The organism is Arenibacter sp. 6A1 (assembly GCF_012272855.1).
Classification (GTDB): Bacteria; Bacteroidota; Bacteroidia; order Flavobacteriales; family Flavobacteriaceae; genus Arenibacter.
On record NZ_JAAXCQ010000033.1, the window covers coordinates 1 to 20,829 of the forward strand.

Consider the following 20,829-nt stretch of genomic DNA (forward strand, 5'->3'; position numbering starts at 1 on the left):
TATAAAAAATTCGGGACGCTGTTGGGCGAATGGAAACCAGCACTTATTAAAGGGGCAGAATTTGCAGCATTAGAATTGAATGCTACCGGTAAAATTGATGGTAATGGAACCTATGAAATAACATTTATTTATACCGACGGAGCCCATAAATTAGAAATTGAAGGCATATCTGTTTATAAAAACAGACAGTTAATTACCGCCGATAAGCATTTGGGAGAAACAGGGACCTCTTCTAATGCGAATTCCTATCATATAAAGATTGATGAATATGAAACCGGAGCAGAATTTAAAATACAGGCTATGGTCAGGGGTGATATAGGGAATGATTCTTATGGCGTTGTGTTTATAAAAAAGAAAGAATAGAAAAAAAGAACATTCCTCGGCGAGGTATTAAAAAACGGACAAATGGCCATGTGTTTTCGTGAACTTTAGTCTTCATCAAATCAAGAACAACAAATGATTGGGATTGGGTCCGGGAGGAATTCGAATTGAGTTCCTCCTTTTTTTTTGTTAATACAAAATAACCCAAAACAAGGCAGCCTAATCTCAACGCTTTTAGATTGGTTTTTATGACAAAAAACAAGATTTGATTATTACCCTTCCTAAGACTTACCTACAACCTCTATCAAAGATTGATTATAGCCAGGGCACACCCAGAATCCTTTCCCCCATGTCCAAGATTCAATATGATTAAAGGCGGCTTGTGCTGTTGTGCCAAAATAGGGTTCTATTCAACACTGGACATTTCTCTGGAGAAAACACAGATTGTAAAAGGATATCACCTGGGTATTGGTCTTTGTTCTTTTTCCTGGCGCAATGGTTGGCATATTGACCTAGCTAATAGGAAATATAGTCTAATGGAATAATTACATCCATCCAAATATCGTAAATAACTGATTTTCTTCGTTTAATAATTAAAAATCCTAAGTACAGCATTATTATCGAAGGGAACCTTTAAAAAAATCATTTATACTTATATACTATCGTACAAAGAAAATTAAAATTCTAGATAGACTCTCATGACTATTGGTAATGACCTTAATCTTCTATAGATACCCAAAAACTATCGTTCGCAGATGAAATTCTTTATCATCTTTATCCCTTCAGGAAGCGTTAATATTTTAATTTCTTAGGACAAGTCCCTCTATTTACCCTACCCAGAAGAGATTTACAGCCTTTACATTAATTATACTCTTTACAGAGCCTAAAAATACTTTTACTAAGCAAGAGCAGCGTAAAAAATTAATTACTAGTATGTGCCTGTGCAAGAAAATCCTTAAATATTTTATAATTGCTTTTTATTTGATAATTTGCTTGCTCAAATCAAGCTACCATTCTTAGTAGACCGTTAACGGCCTAAAAAAAAGACAATAATGAATAGAAAAAGAATAATTAAACTTGGCTCATTTACATTGTTATTATTGATCTGTTCCAGCGTCAATGCTCAAATCACCGAGCTACGAAACTGGTTAAACCTTGACCCTAAGAGCAGGCCACAGTTGGAAACTTTAAGTTTTTCAAAAGAAGGTTTATCCGAAAATGATGCACAAATAGTAAGGAACCTATTGATTGAGGACAAACAGTTAAAAATTCTCGAAACATACAACGCACAATGGGACAATCGTTTACTCGAGTACGGAAGTTATAAAATGCCTTTTTATTATAAAAAATTTGGCGAAGAACCCTCAGATGGAAGAAGCTTGTTTATATCCTTGCACGGCGGAGGAGGAACGATGGCTGCCGTGAATGACCAACAATATACTAACCAACAAAACCTGTACGATACCACCATGAATTCTTTGGAAGGTATTTATCTAGCTCCGAGAGCTCCTACCAACACATGGAATTTATGGCACCAAACACATATAGATGAATTTTTAAATATTATCATTCAACTAGCTGTCATCAAAGAGAATGTAAACCCCAACAAAGTATATATTCTAGGGTTTTCTGCTGGGGGAGACGGATTGTATCAGTTGGCTCCTAGAATGGCCGACAGGTGGGCTGCCGCTTCCATGATGGCGGGACACCCAAATGACGCCTCTCCTTTAGGGCTTAGAAATACCCCTTTCGCAATACATGTTGGTGCTCTAGACACTGCATACGAAAGAAGTGACATAGCAAAACAATGGGGGACTATACTTGATGATTTGCAAGCGAACGATCCTCAGGGATACATTCACGATGTCCAAATTCATGCCGGCTTGGGCCACTGGATGAATCTTCAAGATGCCGTATCACTTCCTTGGATGGCTGATTTTCGGCGAAATCCAATCCCTAAAAAGGTTATGTGGCTCCAGGACGATCGACATCATACGAGCTTTTATTGGTTACAAGTTCCTGAGAATTTAACGACTACCGGAGGTAAAATTTTAGCGGAATACAATTCATCATCTAACGAGATCAATGTTATAGAAAATTACAGTGACACACTCAATTTACTGATTAATGATAATATGTTGAATTTGGATAAGCCAATTACTATAAAATATCAAAATACCGAAATTTATAAAGGTTTTTTTCATAGGTCCATATTAAATATCTATAAAAACTTAATGGACAAGGGCGATGCAAATCTAGCATTTCCTTGCGTAATTACTATGGTGAATAATCAAACGATAACTGAAGAGAATATTAAAATTCCAAGCAAATAGTGTTCATTATTTTTAACCTTAGTTCTTTTCAAGCTTTATTGGCTTGTATCCTCCTAAGGTACGGAAATAAAAAATTAAGATTAGGTAACAAACCAGCATAATAATGGGGAATATAATCACCTTGTTCAAGGCCATTTGAGTTCCCTTGGTTAAAAGATCAGCGATCAGATTATTTACCTCTTGAGAATTTTTAATAGCCAAAGTTTCGTTTAAGACTTCCATGTTCACAGTTTGAAAATCGATTATAGAATAGATGGTATCATCATTTAAGGGTAAATTTACTTTCCCGTCAATTAAGAGCTCTGAGGGAGCAACTTGAGCGAGTTCGTGGGACGACTGCAGTTGTTCTACCTGTGAATTAGATTGGAACGCCCCGATGATAGGTGCTCCCAACATTCCTACGGTAAGCATTCCAATGCCGCTAACTGCATTCAAAGTAAGTGCACCTCCCTTTGGAGTTTGCTCCGCCACAATACCGATAGTAGTGGGCCAAAAAAACGTTTTACCAAGACCGTATAGGGTAGCTGCTGCAAATATGAACCACCCAGAGGTGAAGGAAAGGAAATACAATCCAAATATGGCGAAAACACAACTAATGACCAATAGTATCAATGGGGATACTTTATGTAATATTGGGCCAGCGAAAAGTCGCAGCACTAACATGATTAATGACGTATAAATCAATACCCATCCCGCATCAAATCCCTTCCTAATGGCAATTCCGTGCATTATAGATTGGATCCAGGAATCCGTACCCAGCTCGGTTGTGGCCAGTGGCATTATAATAAAACATAGAAACAACAATATTGGACGGGCCAAAGTCCGGACATACCAACCAAAAAAGATCACCATAAACACTCCAATAGCAATGAACCCATATCGCATCAAGTAATTTTCAGGGCCCGGTACAAAAAAATCGTTAAGTTGCAATACTAGTAAAAAGGCTACCAAGGCAGCTCCACCAATACCGAACTCCTGTAACATTTCCCTATAGCTAACCCCCGCCGCAACCCGTTCGTTAGGAGGAAAATCCTGTCTCAATAATATTAAAAAATAGATTGTGGCCGGAACTACGGTGATAACAATTTTAATCCACCATTCCACATTGCCCATACCTATCACAATGATACCGGCAAGTACCAATCCGCCAGGCCAGGCGGCATGTAATATATTCAACCATTTGGTCTTGTCCTTATTGAACATAGTGGCTACAACCGGATTTATAAATGCTTCTACTGTTCCATTACCTAAAGCAAACACCAAACTTCCCCAATACAAAAGGTTATAGGCCGTATCAATATCTCCAGACTGTAAAAAATGATAGGCAAAATAGCCCATTATCCCCCAGGTCATATGACCTATAAAAGCAAAGATCATTGCCATTTTATAGCCAATCTTATCAATTAACAGGCTAAAGAATATGATGGCAACAAAAAAAGGCCAAATACCAATTCCCATAAGCCTCCCCGCCTGTGCAGGATTTAGATCGAAAGCCACGCTCCAAGTATCCACTAGAAATACTCTAGTGATAAAACCGAAGGCAGTGGTCAATAAAGCTATAAAACAACCTATAAAAAGGACACTTTTCTTAGAGGTATCTTCTTTTGGTAATCGTTCCATAATCAATTTTGAATAATAGTTATTTAGTAATGGAAACTCCTGTTTTATCTCAGAACCTGAGTTTAAAGTTCCAATGATTTAAATTTCTGTGTCAATGCAGTCAGTGAGGATTCTACTGCCATCCTCTCCAATGAAGATGCCCCTACAAATCCATGTGCATCTGTATTTTCTAAAATAATCTTAACGTCATCTGGAGTATTAATGGGTCCTCCGTGCGCCAAGAAAATGATATTCTTATTAACCTTCCGTCCTACTTCTATAATTTCCTGAGTCCTCTGTATAGCGAAGTCCATATTTACTGTAGCACCCACAACACCAATAGAACCACCGACAGTAGTCCCTACATGTGCTATTATAGCGTCGGCACCTACCTCGGCCATTTGAACAGCCTCTTCCGGCGTTGCAACGTAAACACATGAAAAAAGATCCATTTTAGACGCGAGTCGTACCATTTCTACCTCCTTATCAAAGCCCATCCCGGTCTCTTCTAGTATATCCCTAAAATTACCGTCCACAATGGAATGGGTAGGAAAATTATTCACCCCAGAGAATCCCATATCTTTTACTTGTTGTAAAAAATGCCACATCCTCCTTCGGGGGTCCGATCCGTGAACGCCGCAGAATACGGGAATTTCCTCTACCACTGGCAAAACCTCAAATTCCCCTATTTCCATAGCCTCGGCATTGGCATCCCCATAGGCCATTAATCCGGCCGTAGAGCCGTGACCGGCCATCCTAAACCGTCCAGAATTATAAACAATTAAAAAATCGGCTCCTCCCTTTTCTATGAATTTGGCACTTATTCCAGTCCCCGCTCCTGCACCTATAATAGCTTTCTTTTGAGCTAAAGTTTTTTGTAATCGCTCTCTAATTTCTTCACGGGTATAAGGGTTACCCTTTCCTGTCCATTTATTTGGCATATTGTTTAAATTTTATGTTTGTATTTTGTTTGTGTATTTTTTTATTTCATCATTTTCAACAAGTGCTCCACCAACAATTTAGCAAAGACTTCATCGTTGATATGAGCGTTCATTTGGACTACTTCAATATGACCCTTCGCATTTTCCTTTATGGATTCAAAAAGTGCTTTATTCGCTTCTGGGTTATAAAAAATTTCCCCTTCATTATCTATTTGTGATAAACCTTTCAAAGGAATCAGGATTTCAACTGTAGCTATGGCCAGCTTCAGTTTATCCACAAGTTGTTTCCCCAAAACCGTATTTTCATTAATATCGGTACGCATTAGAGTTACATCAGGTGCCCAACTATAAAGCTCTCTTGACTTATATTTCTGGGGAATAGTATCCATTTGGGCAAAATTCACCATATCTAGACAGCCTGGTACCACAATTTGGGGAATCCCCATTTCTGAAGCTGCGGTAAGTCGGTCAGGTCCGGCACTTAAGATACCACCACAAAGTTCATCAGCAATTTCTGTAGTGGTCACATCCAAAACGGCATCAAAAACTCCTTCGCGGATAAGGGATTCCATGGTAGCTCCACCGACCCCGGTGGCATGGAAGGCCATAACCTCATATCCTTTTTCTTTTAACAGTTGGGTACATTTATCCACACATTTGGTGGTGTTACCAAACATGCTGATTGCAATATGTTTTTTAATTGGAAATAAATTATCTACTATTACCTCTGCCATAGCGCTTATTGCATCTGCGGCTTGCTTTATTAACAATCGACTAATCTTGTTTAGACCTGCTACATCCACCACAGAGGACATCATGGTGATGTCCTTTACTTTTATCTGTCTGGTAAGGTCTTTGGCTACTACAGTGGACAGGCACAGCTTAGGTATGCCCAAGGGAATGGCCTGCATTGCTTCCAATATGATATAGGTACCCCCACCTCCTCCCATTCCAACAACCCCCTTAATCCGGTCTTTGGCAACAAGGTCTGCAAGAATCTTTGATGCGCCCTTACCCATTAGTTCTACCGCCTTTCCGCGGTCACCGGATTCCCTTATGGCCTCTAAACTCATACCCGAAGCTGCCGCCACAGATTCGTTGTCCACATCAATAGGGAAGTCAACGAAAGTTTCCATCACCCCTGTGTTAATAGTGATTAAAGACTGGCCTTGATTGCCAAGACATTGGAAGAGATAGGTAAAATCCTCTCCCTTAGTATCAAAACAACCGAGCATAACTATACTTTTTTCTATCATGCCAAAAAAAAAATATTTTATACGTTAAAGTCAAAAACAACTACTCGCTCCAACTTTGGAATTACAACATCTTTCACCTTTTCGTGAATAGGATGGGGTAGATAAGCCTCCCTTGCTTCTGGACTATCGAAGGTCATGATGAAACCATGGGTAAAGCCATCATTGAATCCTTCCGTACTATCATATGAACCGTATTCCATGTCTAACAATCCTGGGATTTGACCTACCATTGCTTTCATTGTTTCGAAACAATTTTTAATTTCTGTATTACTTACTCCTTCCTTAAACTGGAACATTCCAAAATGTCTGGTCATAATTCTATTTTTAATAATTAAAATGATTAAAGTGCTTTTCTTTCTTATTTCTGGATAAAGACAAACACCCCTTTTTTATTAGAGGCCACAATATCGATTTTCTCATCCCCGTTGAGATCTCCTGTAGAAAACTGTCTTCCCACCCCTGATTCATCATCTATTAAATAAGGAATAAATTCTACCGTCCTATCAGGATTTCTCAAGGTCTTAAACCAATATATAACCGCTGGATCTTCGGCACCTGGATCACGTCCATTATGCGCATAATAGCATTTCCCAGTGATGATATCCAATATTCCGTCATTGTCTATATCTGCGACTTTCATAGCATGCAATTGACTAAAAGAAACCCCATAAGGATTATCTGTTGCCCTATCTGTTATCACAACATGTTCCTTAAAACCAATTTTTCCGTTGTTCTCAATTTGCTCAAACCAAGAAAGTCCATAGCCATGCCCGTCCATGGATGTCACCACGTCATTATCCCCATCGCCATCAATATCAAAAGCGTACATTTGGGCGCCACCGGTCCCTGGGGAAAATGGATATGAATGATATACCCAAGGCGTGCTAAGGTCCCAAGCCTCTGGTTGCTCCCACCATCCACTTTTTTCAATTAGATCGATCAGTCCATCCCCGTTGATATCTCCTGCACCCAATCCGTGGGAATACACAGGAAAACGTTTAGGGTCTTTTTCGGAAATAGATAGTGCTAGCCAATCGTCTCCGATATTTAAAGGAGGTATACCTAAAACCAACCTCCCTTCGCTGAAAGCAAGAAGTTCATTTCTTCCATCTCCTGTTACATCCACGAAATCAGGAGATTCATGGCAAACATTCCTCAGAGCGTTCAAGTAGGTTGGTTTTTCTACCATTTCAGTAGAAAGAGGTTGGGATATTTTTACAGGATCTTTGATCCATTTACTATCCGTACCCGGAACCCCAACTTGAAGGATATCTATCGGACGGTTCCCATCAATGTCAGAAGGGAATGTAAAAAAGTTAGTGGAATAGCCCTCTAAGCCCGGACCGATAATAGGAAAGTATTTTACAGGGGCGTATGTAAAAGCCTCCTTAAATAGAGGTCCTTTCCACCATATAGAACCAGCAATGATATCTAAGTGTCCATCATCATCTAAATCCGCAATAGAGGCCCCTTCCGAAATATACTGGTCCAACAACTGTAATTTCTCATAAGATACCAATGTAGGCGGTACATCTCTTACCTGCCCAATAATTGTCGTCAATGGAACCAGCAATAAACATAGTAGCAAATTTGATAAGGAATTTTTAAAGAGAACCATCCAGTATATGAGCTATTTTAATGTCTTGATATATGTTAGCAAGTCTTCAACCTGGTCGTCAGAATAATTATCTATCAAATCTTTAGGCATAAAGGAACGTCCACCCATAAATCCCTCGAACCTAATTTCAGATGCTTGGACAAACTGTTTCGTACCTCCCATAAAACCAATGGTAGTTCCTCTTTCGTCCTTTTTGACTAAATATCCTTCTATATTGCTCCCGTCGTTCTTGGTAACCCTATAGATTGCATAGCTACTTTCCAAAGCGGCATCGGGATCTAGAATTGCCGTCAAAAGGGCTTCGTTCTCCCTCAGGGATGATCCATCTAGTGCTGGTGCATAGTCATGTCCTTGATCCCCTACCCTATGGCATAAGAGACAAGTTTGAAATAGCTTTTCTCCATTTTCGGGATCGCCTTCCCCTTTCTCCGCAATCGCCATAAATCGTTCTAATCTAGCCTCCAGGCCTTTCTTTTCTTCTTCGGTCCTCTTTTTCACCTGCTCAAAAAGGTCAACTCCCCTTTTATCAGCTGTATCAGATTGGTATACCTTTTCTGCACTTGAAAAGTCGAACTCCTTGGCACCGATCAGCTCCTTGTCGACCAGTTGCTTTAAAAGCCTCCCCCCTTCTTTAGAAGTAGCAATTATTTTAACCACGGTCTTTTTCTGGGGCACATCTAAAATGGGCAGCCATTTTTCCATAATCTTTTGGGCAGAGATTACATCTGAAATGGCTACCGTCTGTACGGCAATGGCCCTTATTTCAATATCCAGACCATCCATTTTTGCAATTTGGATAAAGGTTGCTTTGTTTTCAGAAGAGTTATTGTTCAGGGCAGACATCACTAATTTGATCATTTCTGGGGAAGAAGGATTGTTGATCAAAGGCAAAACATCATTTCTTAAGCCATCTACATTTAGTTTTCCAACGGCCTCTAATCCCAACATCTGCTTAGAGAGGTCCCTACTTTTCAATAAGGATTTTATGGGTCCTTTTAATGTGTTCGTCAATTCCTTGGATTGTACCGACCCTAAATTTTTTAAGGTAAGGGATACATGTTCTACCGCCTTATTTTTATTTTCCAATACTGGCCGAACACTATTGAGTACATTTCGGTTATCTAGCATTCCTGCCACAATTTTAAAGGTAGACTCGTCCAAGTCCTTGTTATCCATTTTATTCCAAAGATCTACAAAGATCCGCTCCCTTTCTGGTTTGGATAGTGCCTGACTGGCCCATATTAAATTGTAACTCTGGTAATCGTCAGCTTTAGGAGACTGGATAAAGGCCAATAATTCTTTTGGATAATTTTCAAGGGCCTTTCTGGCAAGGTACCTTTCAAAATTACGCTCATAAGCCCCACCCATGGCATTGCCTTCTAAAGGTGGATTACAGGCTGCTACCAATAGCCCAATTGTCTCCGAATTCGACTTGTTTACTGCTTCCAAAGTCCTTAGCACTTGGGACCTCACCATGGGATTACTATCTTTGGATGGCTTTGTTAACACGGAAGCAAGTTCATCAGTGCTTAGAGAAAAAGATTGAAGTGAGCGAACAGCCTCTCTTCTTAGATTATCCAATTGGGTGTTTAATAATGATTTTATCAGCGACTTGTCATAATGTTTTATGCCTTCGAGGGACCATAGCGCCACAATTCGGGTTACTTCGTGCTGTGAACTATCCGAAGCAATTGACACCAGGTCTTTAGCCAGCTCTTTGGTCTCTTGGATAGGACGGTCACTTATCTGGTGCCATGCGGCCCTTTTCGCCCAAATAGAGGGAGACTTTAAATACCCGACAAGTTCATTTGTTGGAACCTCATAAAAATTAGGGATTTCACGTGGCTTTTGGGATTTATGACGGATCCGCCAAATACGGCCGTGATCCTTATCACGATCAGGATGTGTGGTCGCGACTTCGTTATGGGAAATAATTTTATTGTACCAATCCGCAATGTATAAACTACCATCCGGGCCAAATTCCATGTTAACGGGTCTAAACCAATCATCTTTTGAAGTTAAGAAATCTGGCAAATGTTCGGCAGAAACGCTACCATCGTTATTGCGGACTATCCTAACCGCGTTGATGGCACTAGTAATGGGGTTTGCAATAAAGGCCACGTCTTTCCATTCCTCGGGAAAGCTTCCTTCCAAATCGTCTGCAAAAGCAAGACTGGACATACCTGTTCCCCCAACACGAAACGAATGCAATTCTGGCATCCAAGGCTGGTATGGTCGTAAACGATCGCTACCTATACCAGGAAAACCAGTACCTTTTTCCATGGGTACTACAGAAAATCCAAGATCATTGGCCTCCTGCCCATACCATTGTCCATTACCTCTGAGTTTAAAGCCCCATATATTGTTCAAACCGGAGTTGACGAGTTCCATTTTTTTTGCATCAAGGGAAAATCTAGCTATTTTGCTGTAATCGATCCTCAATTTCGCATCACTAACTAGGGAGCTCACTTTTCCTTTGTTTAGGGCCCCGTGACTAAAATGAATCCAATCACCTGGACCACGGACCAGTACATGGGCCATAGTATGCGTATCGGTTATGCCGAATCCCGTGAGCAAAGGAGTGCGTTTGTCGGCCTTACCATCGTTATTTGTATCCTCCAAGAAAAATAGTTCGGAACCTTGGGCCACATAGCTTCCGTTTTTATACGGTAATATACTTTGGGGTATGGCAAGTCCGTCTGCCCAGGTGTTAACAGAGACATTCCCCTTATCATAAAGCCCTGAAAGCAGCAATATTTTATCATCACCCTCAGTTTCACCTCGATAAAGGTCAAAAATTTTCTTAAAATTTGAGTCGTTCTCCTGTGCCTCAGGATTATCCATAAGGTTTAATAAGTCGCTCCAAGCGATGTCGGAAACAGGATCTAAAGGATACATTGTAGCAGTTTGAGTCCATAACCTTCCTGAATCATCAAATGCCATATGGATAGGGTTAACTATACCATCTCTTTCACTAGCTACCAGTTCCACTACGAAACCTTCAGGAACCTGGAACCCGGCCAATTCCTTTTCTGGTGTATACAGTTCCGTCCTTGAGGAGTGGGTCTTATGGTTGTAGTCCGGGTATTCGGTTCCTTCTACATCCTTAGCTTCAGACAAAGATGAATTCTCTTTACATCCAAAGTTTGTTAAGACTATTGCAAAACCATATATGAGCAGTAACTTTTTTAATTTCATTTGTATTATTTGAATGTTGCTGATTAAATTAAAGCTTTGTAATAGTTATATGTTTAAATTCAATTTTAGCATTTCCACCACTGTGCAACTGAATACCGATTACTCCCTTTGATGGAATTTTGGGGTCCTTTTCTATATATTCCGAGGTCTTTACCCCATTGATATATAGTTCGTGTTTGTTCCCAATGCACCTAATGATATAACTATTCCAGCCATCTTCAGTTAGTAGGGTTTGTAATGTACCTAGGTCCCCTCCAACAAGTTTTGCGCGGCGGTGCTCATCATAAATATCTCCCCAATAACCTCTTCCGATATCAGCTTGATATCCAATTATTTTGTCCCCTTCAATAATAGATCGGTATTGGATTCCACTATTGATTAAACCCGTATCATGATCTCCGGTTAGACGAAAAAGAGCCCGGAATTCGAAGTCCTCATAATTATCACTAGTGCGTAAGTAAGTGTTCTCAGGAATACTGGAAATACCATCGCCACCGGTTATAACACCATCCACCACGGACCAATATTTTTTATTTTCTTTACTTACTACTTCCCACCCTTTTAAAGTGGCTCCATCAAAGAGCGAGACAGTAGTTGTGTTACCCTGAGCTTTACAGCTTAGATTTCCCATAATGGAAAGAATCAGTAAAAGGCACCTTTTACCCAAAAGTCTGTTTTTAATGGTAAGGAATTGGTCTATCGAAGGTTTACTCTTCCACACTAATTTTCTTGCTTTTCTAAATTCCAAATTTATTTCCATGTACGACATTTTTTGCTATCAATTATAATGCAACTAAAATAGATTTAGGATTGAAGAATAACCTTATTTTTATAGCATTCTATGTTCCAAAACAGCTGTTGGGACGTTCCAAAACCCTATTTATAAGGACCTTCAAGAGAACAGATAAAAATTTAATCAAAAGGGTTTTAATTAAAATTTTATACCAACTATGAAAATGATGCTGATATAATCTTATTCAAACAAGAAAAGGTTAGAATAACCATAAGGTTTTTGTTTTGCTCTAAATTTGGCAAACTATTACCTGTGATAATAAGTATACATAATTTCTAAGTTTGGGTAGAAAAAATAATCTGTGGTATTTTCATTATCTCTAACCCCCAGAAAAAAGGTGAGTACTACAAAAGAAAAGCTATAAGAATAATAGCTGGAATCATAAAAAAATAGGGTTATCAGTAAATGAAGGACATAAGTGGCCTATTACGATTTAGGAAAATTTCTAAATCATTATTCCTCCGCTGGTATTCCCACAAGGAAACATTAGATTTCTTCAAACTATGGAATACCGTCTTCAACCATTATTAGGTCAATGATTCCGACTAAGGCTCTTTTTGTATTCGGATGGAGTCATTTTCGTAACGGTTTTAAAAGCTCGATAAAATGATGTTTTAGAATTAAAACCACTATTTTCAGCAAGAAACATCATTGTATATGCCTTATTTGAAGGGTCTTTTAATTGCCTTTTAAATTCCTCTACCCGTAAATAGTTAATAAAGTTAGGCAAGGTAGTATTCCCTGCATTTTCGAATAAAATATTAATTTCTTCTTGGCTAATATCGGTATTTTGCACAATTTGTTTTATGTTCGGATTTTGATCTTTATAGACTTTTGATGTTTCGATAGATTTCTTTAACTTTTCAAATCTCTCAATTTCCTCATCACTTACCTCTAAATTATTGTTTATTGTTTTTTGGGAAGAAAATACTTTAAACAAAAAATATAAAATAAAGAATAGAGAAAGTGCGGAACCTATAAAAACCCATATGCCACTACTCTCCGGATTGTTAAAAAATATTATGTCATCTACCATTATATGGCCCCATCCTTCAGAGTGGTGATCCACAATCTCAATACTAGCTCTTTGCCCCTTAAAAGGCGTTACATCCCATTGATGCCAACGCATCTCTCCGTCATTTTGCCCAACATGAGACAAAACAACCGAATCTTTTACAACTAAATTAATACAGGTTTTATTTTCATGACCACCTCCACCTATTAAAAACTTAATACTATCATAGTTAATTTCAAAAGTTTTTGAAATAAGTTTGCCCTGTTTAGAATCATGTGCCTCCCCGAAAGAAAAGGCAAAATAATCGCCATTAAACCCATTTACTGTAATAGGATAATAAACATTGATTCTATTCCGAGGTATCTCAAAGGCATCCCCCTCCACCTTCCAATTATTGTAGTTACCACTTTCAAAATTCTCAAATACTATTTCCTGGGAATTCTTGAAATCACTGAATACAATATTATCAACTAATATTTGACCCAATGAATTCTGTTCGAAGTTTGATGCCAATGCATCTACAATTTCTATTATTCCATTTTCACCTTGCAAATCATCAACATCCCAAGTAATTTCCCTTAAAGTATGATCGTTTTCCCCAGTTGCAGTCCTAACAACTTTATTTTTAACAATAAGATTTACACATTCTCTAGTTTTATGATTGCCACCTGCAATTAAAAAGCGGATATATTTTCGGTCTATAATAAAGTTATCTGAAACTAATTTCCCTTGTCCTAAACTTTCCCCTGATCCTTGGAAATTCGAAAATGCGAATAAATTACCTTGTACATTTTTAGCGTTTTCAACAACAGAGTCTAAGTGGGATGGTTTGTGAAAAGTTTCTCCCTGTATCTTCCAATTAGCGAAATCAGCCTTTTCGAAATCCTCGAAAACAATATCTGGTTTCAACGGAGATGAACAAGAAATAAATAAAATGGTTAAGGAAAAACTCCAACGTTGTAACATTGACATGACAAAGGTTAGGTAAAAGTTAAATTATAAATTGACAAGTTAACTTGAAAATCTTAAATAAAAATACTCAGGATTTTTTTTATCTATAGGAAACTGTTCCGAAAATTATTATGAACACCGTTCTGTCTATACTCCTAATTAGTCTCATAATATTTTTTTCTACCAGTCTACTAACATAACGTATTATACCAATACTATGGATATGGTCTATCAAATCATTCTTTTCTTTTTTATGGAAAATGGAAATATCCATCATATAAAGAAACCGTAAGTCGTCCAAGGCTAGTTCTATTTCAAATTGCTGTAATATGGTTAATGTTGCCCATAATAAAGCAATGTCTATATCCAATTAAGGCTTATAATTATCTTTAGCTGTTGAGCCATATGGTATGGTTTTTCCAGATACGGGCAAACGATAATTCCTGATAGCCGGTTGCTTTTTTATACATTTCCACTCCGTCAGAAAATGCGATGACTTTTATATAAAGTCTGGCTTTGATTCTTGCGTCGTTCATCACGTTCTTGATATTGCACAATATTCCCCGGATTTTCTTGTCATCTGCTTTGTTTCAACTGTACAGGAAAATGACACCATCGCCAAGGTAGCTGCCCTAAATAAAAACTTCATCAAACCTCCACTATCTGCATTTCTATATAGTTTATTAGCGAGCAAAGCAGGCAAACTAATCTCAAAAGTATCAAAAAGGGAAAAGGCAACGCATCAACACTTCAAAGGTCGCGAGTTTATAGAGCATCGGCGCTTCTTATTTTCATCCTTTCCAGAAATAAAACGTTGAACAATGACAAATGGATACAGCTTTTCTGCAAGTTTACCGCCAAGTTTCCTTTCTATTTTATTTTAATTCTAATGGAATTCTAACGTTTTTACAAAAATTAATTGAGTCAAAAATATATCTTTGAATAATTTTAAAAACGATATTATCATAAAGCAAATATTAGTCATAGAAGATGAGCCCAATGTTGCGGCATTCATAAGCCAAGGACTTCAAGAATCAGGTTATAAGGTCTTTGTAGCCTATGATGGTTTAAATGGTTTAAAATTGCTAAAACAGAAACAAATTGATTTAGTAGTCCTGGACATAATATTACCTGGTATAGACGGACTTGCTGTAGCAGGAAGAATAAGACAATTAGGTTACGAAAGTCTGCCAATAATAATGTTAACAGCATTGGGTACAACTGAAAATATCGTAAAGGGTTTGGATTCTGGAGCAGATGATTATTTGATAAAACCTTTTAAATTTAAAGAGCTTTTAGCAAGAATTCGAGCGAGAACACGAAAGAAAGACATCATCGAAAATAGTAATCGGATGCTCACGATAGAAGATTTAGAGTTAAATTTGGATGCAAAGATTGCAGTAAGGGCTGGAAAAGAAATAAAATTGACTTCAACCGAATTTAGATTACTTGAATACTTGCTAAAAAACAAGAATAGGGTTTTGAGCCGAGTTGACATCCTTGAGAATGTTTGGGATATAAATTTCAATATGGGAACTAATGTTGTGGATGTCTATGTTAACTACTTAAGAAACAAGATCGACAAGAAATTTGACACCAAATTCATACACACAGTAGTCGGAATGGGCTATATACTAAAAGTAGAATAGGTTATTTATGAAATTAAGAACAAAAATATCCTCAATATTTATAGGGTTGACGAGCTTGTTCTTGAGTGTTATTTTTATACTTATTTACTTTGTTTCTAAAGGAGATACCGAGAGTGAATTTTACCTACGTCTAAGTAAAAGAGCAACCATTGCAGCCCAAGCCTACTTAGATGCAAATGAATTGAATATTGATATTTATAATGACATTAGGATTCGCCACTTAATGACCTTGCCAAATGAAAAAGAAATCATTTACCCCGTTGATACTGAAAGAAAACTTGTATTGGGAGAATTTGATAAATCTTTGCCAGCGCGTTTTTATGAAAAAATTTTTAATGAGGAATATGCAGAATTAAAGATTGACGATTATTATTATGTAGGCTTGTTATATTATGACAATGAAGGTGATTTTATCGTTGTTCTCTCGGCAACAGACCTTTATGGTTCTGGAAAACTTGATAATTTAAGAAATACACTTCTCGTCGCATTCGTCATTAGTATCCTTTTTATATTTATTCTTGGGAGAATATATGCCACACAAGCTTTGAGTCCTATTTCAAAGATTAATAATGAAGTCAACTCAATCCGTGCCGAAAATTTATCCTTCCGTTTAGGAACAGAATATGGTAAGGGCGAACTTGGTAAACTAGCAAAAACGTTCAACAATATGTTAGACCGGTTGCAGATTTCATTCGACCTTCAAAGTAATTTCATCAATAACGCTTCTCACGAACTTAGAAATCCTCTTACCGCTATATTAGGCCAAACAGAGATTGCTCTTAATAAAGAGAGGAGAATAGAAGAATATCGTTCTATACTTAAGAACATAGAATTTGAGGCATCACGGCTTGATTACTTGGTAAACGGACTTTTAAAACTTGCTAAAACAGATTTTGATTCCAAAGGAATCGTTATTGAACCAATACGTCTCGATGAATTAATCTTGGATATTAAGCAAACTATTGATGCGTCTATTCCAAATAATAAAATAGAATTTGATTTTGAAGAGTTACCCACAAGCGAAGACGCTATAACACTTTTGGGCAGCGAATCCCTATTGAAAGTAGCTATAGGCAACATTATAGAGAATGCTTGTAAATTTTCAGACAATAAAAAAGTATCCATCAAGTTATTTTCTGATAACGATTTTATTTTTCTCACGGTTAAAGATGAAGGTGTCGGAATTCCAGAAAGTGAACTTAAAAATATATACGAAACCTTTTTTAGAGCTACTAATGTTCGAGGAATAGAAGGTTTTGGGTTTGGACTTCCGCTTGCATACCGGATAATTAAAATGCATTCAGGCGAAATACGTGTATTTTCTCAAATAGATAAGGGAACACTCGTAAAAATAAAACTACCCAACAAAAACTCTACCCAAAACCTTTAGGGGTGTTTTAAATTCTAATCTCATTTTAATTTAGCTCTTATATCTCTCTAACAAGTAGCAACTATGTTTGTTCAAAAGTTAGAGATAATGAGAAAAATAGTTATTCCGACAGATTTCACTGTTGAATCCTTACAACTTATAGAATATGCTTTTTTAAATTTTCCAGATACAAAGTTAGATATTGTTTTGGTTGCGGGCTTTAAGCTTCCAGATACTCGATGGAAAATTGCCCATTTTAGGGAAGGAAAACAGATTAAAAATCTGCTTAGCGAAGAATTCAATGAAGCAAAGCGCATTATTGAACTTCAACACAAGGAGGACATTGAAAATATCAATTTTGAATTGTTTACTGGTGTCAATCTATTCGCCTTTCAGGACTTCATAGAACAATGTCAAGTTACCGATGCCATTATCCCTAAAAACAATTCCTTACATAGCTCGAACAGAAAATGGTTTGATACTACAAAGTTCATCAAAAAGAACGTAAAAAATGTCATTGAAGTTCCTTTTGAACTTAAACGTAAAGTGCCTCCCAAAAAGCGCTCATTAGCAGGTATTTTCAATTTGTAGAAAGCCAAAGAAAATTAAACTTATATAATCTTAAAAAAACAATGAAAAATTTTTCAACAAAATATTTTAAGTCGGATATAAAGGCCGGCCTGGTCGTCTTTTTAGTTGCACTCCCTTTATGTTTGGGGATAGCTCTTGCAAGTGGCGCCCCTCTATTCTCAGGTATTATTTCTGGGGTTGTCGCTGGAATTGTAGTCGGTTTACTGAGCAATTCACAATTAAGTGTTTCTGGCCCAGCAGCAGGTTTAGCAGCTATTGTTTTAGCAGGGATTGCCACTTTGGGTTCTTTTGAAGCGTTCTTGTTGGCAGGTTTTTTAGCGGGTATCATCCAAATTATCTTAGGTTTTGCAAAGGCAGGGGTACTTTCCAATTACCTACCATCTAATGTGATAGAAGGAATGTTGGTCGCAATTGGGATAATCATTTTTGTATCACAAATACCTCACGCTGTAGGCTTTGATGAAATGCACAAAGGCAATTTTTGGTACGTAAACGCCCTTGGCGACCATCAAATTTTCACAACTTTGGCAAATACCATTAATTCCATCCATCCTGGAGCCGTTACTGTGGTTGTTGTTTGTTTGGCTATTCTAATAGCTTTCTTAAAAGTTCCATTTTTAAAAAGGCTAAAATCTATTCCCGGAGCTTTGATTGCGGTATTGGCAGGTATCGGGGTAAATGAAGTTTTCAAGGCAACAGGTTCATCTTGGGCAATAGGCCAAGAACATCTTGTTAGCCTTCCTGTGCCAGAATCTATGACAGCGTTTTGGAACCAGTTTAGTCTACCGGATTTTGCTCAAATTGGAAATGCTGAAATTTGGGTGGTAGCAGTTACAATTGCTGCCGTAGCAAGTATCGAAACTTTGCTATGTATTGAAGCTGCTGATAAATTGGACCCGTTGAAAAGGTATACAAACACAAATACAGAGCTAAAGGCTCAGGGTGTTGGTAATATGATAAGTTGTTTGATAGGGGGTATTCCTATTACTTCTGTAATCGTAAGGACTTCTGCAAATATAAATTCTGGCGGTAGGACTAAAATTGCAGCAATAGCACACGGTGTGTTTTTAATGACGGCGGTACTCGCAATTCCATTTTTATTGAATCTAATTCCGTTGGCTTCCCTTGCGGCCATATTACTCGTAATTGGGTATAAACTGGCAAGTCCGGAAAAGTTTGTTCATATGTGGAGAAATAGTAAAAAGTTCCAATTTATACCTTTTCTGGTAACTGTAGTAGCTATTGTTTTTACAGATTTATTGATGGGAGTAGGAGTAGGTCTTGCGGTAAGTATCTATTATATTTTACGAGGAAATGTAAAGTTAGCATACTTCTTTAAAAGAGATAATTATAAAGAAGGTGAAATCGTAAATATAGAATTGGCGCAAGAGGTGTCTTTCTTAAATAAAGCTGCGATAAAACAGACTTTCGTACACCTACCCGAAGAAAGTAAAATAATAATTGATGCTTCAAACACTGTTTACATTGACCATGATGTACTGCAAATGATAAAGGAGTTTGTGAATTTTTCCTCTAAAGAAAGATCCATTGACGTAGAATTAGTAGGTTTTAGAAAACAGTACAAGATGGAAAACTCCCAAACACATGTTGTTTCTACTTCACCTGAAATCAAAGAAAACATAGGTCTAAACAACATAAAAACCGGCGTAAAAATACCGTCTAACCATATAAAAATAAGTGAATTAAGCAATATATAATATCATGAAAACAATCACAAAAGAAATACAAGAACACACCACCCCATTAGAGGCATTGGAAGTTTTAAAACAAGGAAATAAGAGGTTTATAAAAAACATTAGCGCCCCTAGGGATTTACTACAACAAGTGAACGAGACGGTAACAGGCCAATGGCCGTTAACTACCATCCTTAGCTGTATTGACAGTAGAGTACCCATAGAATTGATTTTTGATCAGGGAATAGGAGATATCTTTTCGATACGGATGGCCGGGAACGTGGTGAACGCAGATATTGTAGGTAGTATGGAGTTTGCATGTAAAATAGCCGGATCAAAATTGATAGTAGTAATGGGCCATACCAATTGTGGTGCTATTAAAGGGGCATGTGACCATGTAGAAATGGGGAATTTAACCGGTTTATTAGCGAAAATACAACCGGCAATATATGAAGAAAAGTCTACGACAAATCCGAATACTAGAAACTCTTCAAATAGTACTTTCGTGGAAAAGGTATCCATTATCAATGTTAAGCGTTCAGTAAATTCTATTATTGAAAGAAGCTCGGTTCTACAACAAATGATTGAAAGAGGAGAAATAGGAATAATTGGAGCCATGTACGAACTAGAAACCGGGAAGGTACATTTTTACCCGGAAACTTTTCGGTTAGGTTCCAGCCAGGCAACGGTACAAGAATTAAGTTCGAATATATAGTATATCTTATATATAAACAATATGAATTCATTAAGTATAATAATAAGCTTTTTTGCCTTTCTTATGGGTGTTGAACATCAGAATGAGACTCAGAAACAGGAAATTAAGGAAGGAACAATATTGGTAATTGGCCACCCCTCAGCGAATGACTACAAACATATACAATTTCCTAAAAAAAATATAATCATAAAAAGAGGGGGACTGCCAAACTGGGATAGTGGTGACCAGATTAAGGTGATTGTGACCAATATCCGAATAAGGTCTAACAGTAGCACAGAAGTTTTTCTTAAGCGTGCCGATTCAAGAAAATTTTTCAATAGCTTCCCTGTGATAAAAGCAAACTTAGAGAGTGCAATTGCTTCCAAAGAATTAATTAGGCCCAGCCATAATGATAGAAAAGTTACCGCTGTTGGGCTATAAAATTAATTAGGAGCCTAACAATTGGCAAATTAAAGAAATATAAAAACACTATAACTGCATCTATCAATATAAATAAGACAGGGATTAAGTGAAAGAAAGTATCATTACCTTTGGAGGTCTCCCTAATAACGAGTTGGTTTAGTAGAGAAAACAGCTCAGGTCAGTGAGCCATGAACAAAGTGTGAAGATCCGACACTATCCCGTTAACTGTGTAAGTTTAAAATAACAGGGGTTGGACTTTTATCTAAAGTCTGACCCTTTTTTTCATAGATCGTCAGGAACTGATTTAGGATGATTCCCCAGTTCCTTACTGGCATGGACCATTTTTTGGTCGCTTCCCTCACGGCCAAATATACGGATTTCATC

At 37.6% G+C, this 20,829-nt stretch carries 18 protein-coding genes; 8 read left to right on the plus strand and 10 right to left on the minus strand.

Translation table 11 applies throughout. The annotated features are described in order from the left end of the window. Window positions 1–363 (plus strand): hypothetical protein (locus HCG49_RS18070; RefSeq protein WP_205764439.1); only part of this gene is annotated, 363 nt, incomplete at its 5' end. A gap of 1,010 nt (window positions 364–1,373) precedes the next feature. Continuing rightward, a complete protein-coding gene (locus HCG49_RS18075) occupies window positions 1,374–2,654 on the plus strand; it encodes an alpha/beta hydrolase (protein WP_168470884.1) in 1,281 nt (426 codons plus the stop codon). 18 nt (window positions 2,655–2,672) lie between these two features. On the opposite strand, the gene HCG49_RS18080 is transcribed toward HCG49_RS18075, so the two are convergent. From HCG49_RS18080 to HCG49_RS18125, 10 genes are all read right to left on the minus strand, one after another. Next, entirely contained in the window at window positions 2,673–4,274 is a 1,602-nt protein-coding gene (locus tag HCG49_RS18080; RefSeq protein WP_168470885.1) for an MFS transporter, read from the minus strand. 62 nt (window positions 4,275–4,336) lie between these two features. Then, window positions 4,337–5,194 carry a phosphoenolpyruvate hydrolase family protein gene (locus tag HCG49_RS18085; protein WP_168470886.1) on the minus strand — a complete coding sequence of 286 codons (858 nt, stop codon included), beginning with the start codon at window positions 5,192–5,194 and terminating at the stop codon, window positions 4,337–4,339. 41 nt (window positions 5,195–5,235) lie between these two features. After that, the gene (locus tag HCG49_RS18090; protein ID WP_168470887.1) at window positions 5,236–6,450 is read right to left on the minus strand and encodes a Tm-1-like ATP-binding domain-containing protein; all 1,215 of its coding nucleotides are present in this window, start codon (window positions 6,448–6,450) and stop codon (window positions 5,236–5,238) included. A gap of 17 nt (window positions 6,451–6,467) precedes the next feature. Continuing rightward, entirely contained in the window at window positions 6,468–6,764 is a 297-nt protein-coding gene (locus HCG49_RS18095; RefSeq protein ID WP_168470888.1) for a Dabb family protein, read from the minus strand. A gap of 44 nt (window positions 6,765–6,808) precedes the next feature. After that, on the minus strand, window positions 6,809–8,011 hold the full coding sequence (locus HCG49_RS18100) for an FG-GAP repeat domain-containing protein (RefSeq protein WP_168470889.1): 1,203 nt from the start codon (window positions 8,009–8,011) through the stop codon (window positions 6,809–6,811). Between the two features lie 69 nt (window positions 8,012–8,080). Beyond that, window positions 8,081–11,266: a PVC-type heme-binding CxxCH protein gene (locus HCG49_RS18105; RefSeq protein WP_168470890.1), complete on the minus strand. Its 3,186-nt coding sequence runs from the start codon at window positions 11,264–11,266 to the stop codon at window positions 8,081–8,083. Between the two features lie 28 nt (window positions 11,267–11,294). Then, the gene (locus HCG49_RS18110) at window positions 11,295–12,026 is read right to left on the minus strand and encodes a DUF1080 domain-containing protein (protein WP_205764440.1); all 732 of its coding nucleotides are present in this window, start codon (window positions 12,024–12,026) and stop codon (window positions 11,295–11,297) included. A gap of 565 nt (window positions 12,027–12,591) precedes the next feature. Continuing rightward, on the minus strand, window positions 12,592–14,046 hold the full coding sequence (locus tag HCG49_RS18115) for a helix-turn-helix domain-containing protein (RefSeq protein ID WP_168470891.1): 1,455 nt from the start codon (window positions 14,044–14,046) through the stop codon (window positions 12,592–12,594). Between the two features lie 79 nt (window positions 14,047–14,125). Further along, a complete protein-coding gene (locus HCG49_RS18120) occupies window positions 14,126–14,395 on the minus strand; it encodes a hypothetical protein (protein ID WP_168470892.1) in 270 nt (89 codons plus the stop codon). Between the two features lie 19 nt (window positions 14,396–14,414). Then, on the minus strand, window positions 14,415–14,561 hold the full coding sequence (locus HCG49_RS18125; protein ID WP_168470893.1) for a hypothetical protein: 147 nt from the start codon (window positions 14,559–14,561) through the stop codon (window positions 14,415–14,417). Between the two features lie 402 nt (window positions 14,562–14,963). On the opposite strand from HCG49_RS18125, the gene HCG49_RS18130 reads away from it, so the two are divergent. From HCG49_RS18130 to HCG49_RS18155, 6 genes are all read left to right on the plus strand, one after another. Beyond that, a complete protein-coding gene (locus HCG49_RS18130; RefSeq protein ID WP_205764441.1) occupies window positions 14,964–15,674 on the plus strand; it encodes a response regulator transcription factor in 711 nt (236 codons plus the stop codon). 7 nt (window positions 15,675–15,681) lie between these two features. Continuing rightward, window positions 15,682–17,064, plus strand: a complete 1,383-nt coding sequence (locus tag HCG49_RS18135) for a sensor histidine kinase (RefSeq protein WP_168470894.1) — start codon at window positions 15,682–15,684, stop codon at window positions 17,062–17,064. Between the two features lie 87 nt (window positions 17,065–17,151). Then, window positions 17,152–17,634: a hypothetical protein gene (locus tag HCG49_RS18140; protein WP_168470895.1), complete on the plus strand. Its 483-nt coding sequence runs from the start codon at window positions 17,152–17,154 to the stop codon at window positions 17,632–17,634. A 41-nt stretch (window positions 17,635–17,675) separates the two neighbouring features. Further along, window positions 17,676–19,352 (plus strand): SulP family inorganic anion transporter, encoded by a 1,677-nt coding sequence (locus HCG49_RS18145; protein ID WP_168470896.1) that lies wholly within the window; start codon window positions 17,676–17,678, stop codon window positions 19,350–19,352. A gap of 4 nt (window positions 19,353–19,356) precedes the next feature. After that, window positions 19,357–20,043 (plus strand): carbonic anhydrase family protein, encoded by a 687-nt coding sequence (locus HCG49_RS18150; protein ID WP_168470897.1) that lies wholly within the window; start codon window positions 19,357–19,359, stop codon window positions 20,041–20,043. A 21-nt stretch (window positions 20,044–20,064) separates the two neighbouring features. Then, window positions 20,065–20,463, plus strand: coding sequence for a hypothetical protein (locus tag HCG49_RS18155; protein WP_168470898.1), 399 nt, complete (start codon window positions 20,065–20,067; stop codon window positions 20,461–20,463). Window positions 20,464–20,829 lie beyond the last annotated feature (366 nt).